The following is a 4,471-nucleotide window of genomic DNA, read 5'->3' as shown; positions in this document are numbered from 1 at the left end:
TGCGGAGGAGGCGGGCCTCGGACGGTCCGAGCGCGTCGTGGCGGTGCGCGACGACGGCCCGCTCAAGGACACCCTGCTCAAGAACGGCTTCGACGACACCACCTACGACATGGTTGCCGCGACGCTGCGCAACGTGCTCAACTCGACCACCGTCCCGGTGGGCGCGCGCCTGCGCATCCTGATGGGCCCGTCGCGGACGTCCGAGACGCTGATTCCGCACCGGCTCAGCATCTACTTCCCCGATCCGCGAACCGGCGAGATCAAGCACGCGGCGACCGCCGCGCTGACCGACCGGGGCAACTACGTGCTGGGCCTCGCACCGGCCGAGATCGAGTTTCCCGAGGAGGATACCGAGCAGATCAACGTCAACAACCTGCCCTCGGTCTATCGCTCGATCTGGGAAACGGCCCGCAAGCACGACATCGACGACGCCACGACCTCGCGCATCGTTGCCATGTTCGCCTACGACATCGACCTGACCAAGAAGATCGCGGCCGGCGATTCCATCGAGATCCTGCAGACCCAGAAGGATGCGGCCGGGCACCAGGAACTGCTCTATGTCGCCCTCAAGCTGGGCACCACCACCCGCGAACTGTTCCGCTTCCGCACCAATGACGGGACCGTCGACTTCTTCGACCCGAGCGGCGAGACCGGCAAGCGCTTCCTGACCCGGCGCCCGGTGCAGGGCGGCGGGCGGCTCGCCAGCCGATTCGGCTACCGCGTCCACCCCATCTTCAAGTCGCGCCGCATGCATACCGGCGTCGATCTCGCCGCCAAGACCGGCACGCCGATCTACGCGTCCGGCGATGGCGTGGTCGAGAAGGCGCAATGGGTATCGGGCTATGGCAAGTTCGTCATGCTCAAGCACGTGAACGGCTTCGAGACCGGCTATGGCCACATGAGCCGCATCGCCGACGGCATGAAGCCGGGCGCCAAGGTGCGCCAGGGCCAGATCATCGGCTATGTCGGATCCACCGGCAATTCGACCGGTCCGCACCTGCATTTCGAGATCAAGGTGAACGGCCGCTTCGTCGACCCGCTCAGTGTCAAGCTGCCGCGCGACAAGTCGCTCTCGGCCCAGTACGACACCGCCTTCAAGCAGACCATCAGCCAGGTTCGCGACCTGATGCAGCGCGAACCCGCACCGATCACGGTTGCCTCGGTCGACTGACCGAGGCTGTCCGCTCAGAACGTCCGCTTCTGGGTGAACCACGCAATTCCAGCCGAAATGAGGGCCAGCGCCGCGTTGCTGTAGGCAATGGCTGCGAAGGCGGCATCATTGGCCGCCAGACGCATGGTTTCGGCCTCGGGCGGCAAGGGCGCATCGGGCAGGAGGCCGAAGAACAGCGGCAACTCCGCCACCCCGCCGAGCGCCCGCTCGAACACGAATGCCGCAACGCCGCCCATCAGCGCGATGGCGAGCATTCCGGCAACCCGCGCCACTGCGTTGTTGACGCCCGAGGCGAGACCGGTGTCGCGATCGCTCACGGAAGTCATGACCGCGGTCGAGAGCGGCGACACCACCGCGCTCATGCCTATGCCCATCAGGACGATCACCGGCAGCACGCCGAGCCAGACGCTGTGCAATGGCGCAAGCAGCCCCAGCAGCGCAAAGGCGATCGCGACGATCACGGCGCCGGCCGCGATCATCGGCCCCGGCCCGACGCGGTCGGCAAGCCGCCCGGCGAAGGGCGACAATATCGTGAGCGCGATGCCGAACGGCAGGAAGGCGATGGAGACCTCGGCGGCGGTGACGCCCCAGCCGCCGATCATCGTCATGGGGAGAAAGAAGGTGACGGCTGCAAGCGCGAAGTAGAGTGCAAAGGTCAGACCCTGCGCCCCCGAGAACGCGACATTGCCGAAGTGCTGCAGCGGCAGCATCGGCGCCCTGGCCCGTCGCTCCCACCACAGGAACCCCAGGAGCACCAGCACGCCGACGCCGCCATAGGTCAGGATATGGCTGATGGGAGCCGCGTCACCATCGCTGCCGGTCAGGCCGAAGGCGACGAGCAGCAGGCCGATGGTGACCAGCGTGCCACCGAGAGGATCGAGACGCCGGTCGGCCTCGGGTCTGTCGGGCGGCACCTTGAGATACAATAGCGCCAGCGCGATGCCGCCGAGCGGCAGGTTGATGGCGAACACCAGCCGCCAGCTCCAGTCGCCGAGGCCAGTCAGCACCAGCCCTCCGACCACCGGGCCCAGAATGGTGGTGAGCGAGGAGAACGAGGACCACAGCCCGATCGCCTTGCCGCGTTCGTCGCGCGGATAGGCCTTGGCAATGATGGCGAGGCTTCCCGGCACCATCAGCGCCGCGCCCATCCCCTGCACGGCGCGGGCGACGATCAGGAACAGCGGACCTGGCGCCACCGAACAGAGCAGCGACGCGGCGACGAACAGCGCAATCCCGAGTGCGAAGACATTCCGCAGTCCGAATCGGTCTCCGGCCGCACCGCCGATCAGCAGCAGCGAGGACAGGAACAGCAGGTAGGCATTGGAGAACCACTGCGCATCGCCCAGGCTCGCGCCCAGGTCGGCGCGGATTGCCGGGGTGGCGATGGACAGCACGGAGCCGTCGATGAACCCCATCGAGGACGCGAGGATGGCAGCGACCAGCACGTAGGGGCGATTGCCCGGCGGACAGAAGGAGGCGCTGCTTGAACTGCCCGACATCCGCGGCACCCCTTTTTGTCATGCGACGGCCCGACGGGACGTGTCTCCTGCGACGGTCCCCGGCCCGGCAGGCTACTCCTCGGGGCGGTAGACCAGCAACTCCGCGCCCCCGGGCTCGCGGAACATGAAGCGGCGACCGCCCGGATACGCGTGCACCGGCCGGGTGATCGTGCCACCCGCCCCGGTGACCGCGAGCACTGCCGCGTCGATGTCGTCGGTGCGGATACCGATCAGCGGCGCCGCCGGTCGGTCGCCCTCGATGCCGTTGAGACCGCCGAGCACACCGGCGCCGACGATCTCCGTGTACCCCGGCCCGTAGTCCCTGGCCGCAAAGCCGAAGGCCCGGGCGAAGAATTCCCGGCTGCTGGCCGTGGACGCCGTGGGCAGTTCGAAATAGTCGATGAGGAACGTCGCCATTCAGGAACTCCCGATCTCAGGGGCGCTTGCTGCGCATGCCGGCAACGACGGTCAGGTCGTCCCGCTCGAGGTATTCGGCATAGCCGGGCGCATCGACCGGCACCAGCGCCACCCGCCCCTCGGCGTCATGGTGAACGCCCCAGCCATGTGTCTTGACCAGCGGCGACGACCTCAGGCAGGGCTGCCCCCGGGAGAAGAAGGCGGCCCGCGCCGCCGGCCGCGCCGCCTCGGCGATCGCGTTGCGCTCGGCATGGACGGCAAAGATGACGTCGTCGCTGGTGAACCGGTAGGGGCTGTCGCTCACCATCTTCCACTGCAACCAGGCCACGCTGCCCGGCTTGTCGGGCACCCTGGCCACCTCGCAGGCGCTATCGGGCGATACCGAAATGAAGGCCGATCGATAGTTTGTGGTGTGCATGCCGGCTCCGGATGTTCCGGTTATGTTCTACAACGCTGCCGGCACGTATGCAAGCGGGCGTGCTGGTTTCGCCGCCCCTCGGACAACGCCAGCGGCCGGCCGTCACGTCGTGACGACCGGCCACTTGCCGAAGATAGCGATCAGCCCGAGGGTCGGCGCAACCGGCCCAGATCGTGGGCTCAGGCGGCGCGCGCCCGGGGCCCTTCGGACGTCGCCGCCCTGACGGTGAGGCCGGCATCGCCGGCGTCAATGATCACCCCCTGCCCGTCGAGGATGCTCCCGGCGAGGATCTCCTCGGCCAGCCGGTCCTGCACCTCGCGCTGGATGACGCGCTTGAGCGGTCGCGCGCCGTAGGCCGGATCATAGCCCTCGTTGGCCAGCCACTCGCGCGCCGCCGGGGTCAGCTCGAGCGTGATGTCGCGCTCCCTGAGCAGGCCGTGCAGCCGCCCCAGCTGGATATCGACGATCGCCCCCATGTGCCCGCGCTCCAGCCGGTGGAAGACGATGATGTCGTCGACCCGGTTCAGGAACTCGGGGCGGAACGAGGCCTTGACCACGTCCAGCACCTTGCCGCGCACCAGTTCCACCGCTTCCCCGTCCTTGAGGCCCACGAGGTATTCCGAGCCCAGGTTCGAGGTCATGATGATGATGGTGTTGCGGAAGTCCACCGTCCGCCCCTGCCCGTCCGTCAGCCGCCCGTCGTCCAGCACCTGGAGCAGGACGTTGAACACGTCCGGGTGGGCCTTCTCGATCTCGTCGAACAGCACCACCTGGTAGGGCCGGCGCCGCACCGCCTCGGTCAGCATCCCGCCTTCGTCGTAGCCGACATAGCCCGGGGGAGCCCCGATCAGCCGGGCCACCGAGTGCTTCTCCATGAACTCCGACATGTCCATGCGCACGATGGCGTGCTCGTCATCGAACAGGAACTGCGCCAGCGCCTTGGTCAGTTCGGTCTTGCCCACTCCG

5 protein-coding genes are annotated in these 4,471 nt (G+C 67.8%); 1 reads left to right on the top strand and 4 read right to left on the bottom strand.

What is annotated here, in order from left to right; genetic code table 11:
• On the top strand, positions 1–1,171 hold a 1,171-nt coding region (locus ACE3TU_RS19335; protein ID WP_374627205.1), incomplete at its 5' end, for a M23 family metallopeptidase.
• 14 nt (positions 1,172–1,185) lie between these two features.
• Here ACE3TU_RS19335 and ACE3TU_RS19330 read toward each other — a convergent pair.
• The 4 genes from ACE3TU_RS19330 to ACE3TU_RS19315 all read right to left on the bottom strand — a co-directional run.
• A complete protein-coding gene (locus ACE3TU_RS19330; protein WP_374627204.1) occupies positions 1,186–2,670 on the bottom strand; it encodes an MFS transporter in 1,485 nt (494 codons plus the stop codon).
• Between the two features lie 72 nt (positions 2,671–2,742).
• Complete coding sequence (locus ACE3TU_RS19325; RefSeq protein ID WP_374627202.1) at positions 2,743–3,087, bottom strand: VOC family protein; 345 nt, start codon at positions 3,085–3,087, stop codon at positions 2,743–2,745.
• 16 nt (positions 3,088–3,103) lie between these two features.
• Positions 3,104–3,505 carry a DUF6157 family protein gene (locus ACE3TU_RS19320; RefSeq protein WP_374627200.1) on the bottom strand — a complete coding sequence of 134 codons (402 nt, stop codon included), beginning with the start codon at positions 3,503–3,505 and terminating at the stop codon, positions 3,104–3,106.
• Between the two features lie 179 nt (positions 3,506–3,684).
• On the bottom strand, positions 3,685–4,471 hold a 787-nt coding region (locus ACE3TU_RS19315; RefSeq protein ID WP_374627198.1), incomplete at its 5' end, for an AAA family ATPase.

The sequence above is a fragment of the Devosia sp. genome, assembly GCF_041917035.1.
Lineage (GTDB): Bacteria > Pseudomonadota > Alphaproteobacteria > Rhizobiales > Devosiaceae > Devosia_A.
This window is presented reverse-complemented; position numbering and strand designations above follow the sequence as displayed.